The organism is Dysgonomonas sp. 511, assembly GCF_010501105.1.
In the GTDB taxonomy this organism is placed as follows: Bacteria; Bacteroidota; Bacteroidia; order Bacteroidales; family Dysgonomonadaceae; genus Dysgonomonas.
The window spans coordinates 1-1,032 of the sequence record NZ_QVMQ01000077.1; the positions used below are offsets into that span (position 1 = coordinate 1).

A 1,032-nucleotide genomic window follows, 5' to 3' on the forward strand; every position below is an offset into this window, starting at 1 on the left:
TAGAAACATATACTGTTGGACGCGACAGGGAGCTCGATGTATATCTTGCTCCATTTGATGTTTTAGGATCGATGGCTCATTAATTTATCGTTAACTCTCTCCGCAAAGGTAAAAACTATATAAATCTTGTAAAAGATGAGGCAGACCGAAGGATTACGTAGCATTTACCAGTCGGCTGTTAGAAAGCGATGTTGAGATTGTTTTCTGCGATTTTCCCAAAGCTAATCGATTAATCCTGCATATCATTAGTTCAATTGCTGAGTATCAGGCCAACCTAATTTCAGAACGCACCAAACAATCATTAAGAGCGAAGAAGGATAAAGGTATTAAGTTAGGTAAACCGGAGAGCCTGCTGAATAATCATGCGCGGGCAATAGCTAATAGTATCAAGACTAATAAGGCAAAAGCCTTAACTAACGAGAACAACAAACGTGCCTTAGCCCTTATTTTAATAATGAGAAATCAGAGTAGAACATATTTGCAGATTACTCATGCACTCAATCGGCAAGGATTCAAGACCAGCAGAGGATATCGTTTCACGACCTCTCAAGTATGGCGATTATATAAACGTCTCAAGTATGGCGATTATATAAACGCCATCAGGATATGCTTAAATGATTTAATTTTCAGGTCGATCAATCAAAGATTGCGGTCTCCACTTTCCGGGAAGCAGTTCATCGAGTTCCTGTATAGAGTGGTCTTGTATTCTATTTAGTACATCTGTTAGCCAAAGGCTCGGGTTTATCCCACATATTTTGCATGTACCCAGTAAAGAGTAGATCATAGCAGTTCTTTCAGCAGACTGGTGATTTGAACAAAATAAATAGTTCTTGCGTCCTAATGCCAAAGGCCTTACCGCATTTTCAACCAGATTATTGTCAATACGATACCGTCCGTCAAGCACATAACGGGCTAATCGCTGATATATACCATAAGTGTACGACATTGCTTTACCGATCTTGGAAGATGGTAATACCTGAGGATAGTTTTTATCGATCCATTTCTCAAAATCACGCAAGATAGGATAAGCCT

Annotated in this window: 1 protein-coding gene and 1 pseudogene; one reads left to right on the plus strand and one right to left on the minus strand. The window is 39.3% G+C overall.

Annotated features, from left to right (window positions below; all coding sequences use genetic code 11):
- Positions 1-157: 157 nt before the first annotated feature.
- Positions 158-562 (plus strand): annotated as a pseudogene (locus D0T57_RS15315) (recombinase family protein); the annotation flags it as partial.
- Between the two features lie 57 nt (positions 563-619).
- On the opposite strand, the gene D0T57_RS15320 reads toward D0T57_RS15315, so the two are convergent.
- Positions 620-1,032: transposase (locus D0T57_RS15320; protein WP_163274341.1), on the minus strand; the 413-nt coding region annotated here is incomplete at its 5' end.